1 protein-coding gene is annotated in these 520 nt (G+C 46.5%); it reads left to right on the top strand.

The window, feature by feature from the left end; translation table 11 throughout:
- On the top strand, positions 1-488 hold a 488-nt coding region (locus R8O10_RS27435), incomplete at its 5' end, for a pseudouridine synthase (protein WP_318192262.1).
- Positions 489-520: the final 32 nt, after the last annotated feature.

Below are 520 nucleotides of genomic sequence, written 5' to 3'. Positions count from 1 at the left end.
AAATGGAAAAGACTTATCACGCGATTGTCCGTGGCTGGATTGAGGAAGAGGGCGTTTTAGATTACGCGTTAAAAGTCGAATTAGACAAAATTGCAGATAAGTTCGCCTCACAAGAGAAAGAAGATCAAGAGGCCGTAACCGCTTACAAACCACTGGCGAAAGTGGAAGTGCCTTATTCGACGGGCAAGTTCCCAACAACGCGCTACTGTTTGATGGAAATGAAGCCCAAGACTGGTCGCAAGCACCAATTGCGTCGCCACATGGCCCACTTACGTCACCCAATTGTGGGGGACACATCGCACGGTGATGGTAAACACAACAAATTGTTCCGTAACGAATTTGATTCACACCGCTTGCTGTTACATGCTTCGGAGCTGCGTTTTGTGCATCCGTTTACAAATGAAGAGCTGGTGATGAAAGCGAGTATCGACGATACGTGGCAGCAATTGTTTACTCGATTTGAGTGGGACGAAGAACTCGTTAAGTAAAGAGGCTGTGCTCTAGCGAAGAGAAATAGAAA

The sequence above is a fragment of the Vibrio sp. 1727 genome (assembly GCF_033344415.1).
Classification (GTDB): domain Bacteria; phylum Pseudomonadota; class Gammaproteobacteria; order Enterobacterales; family Vibrionaceae; genus Vibrio; species Vibrio alginolyticus.
This window is presented reverse-complemented; position numbering and strand designations above follow the sequence as displayed.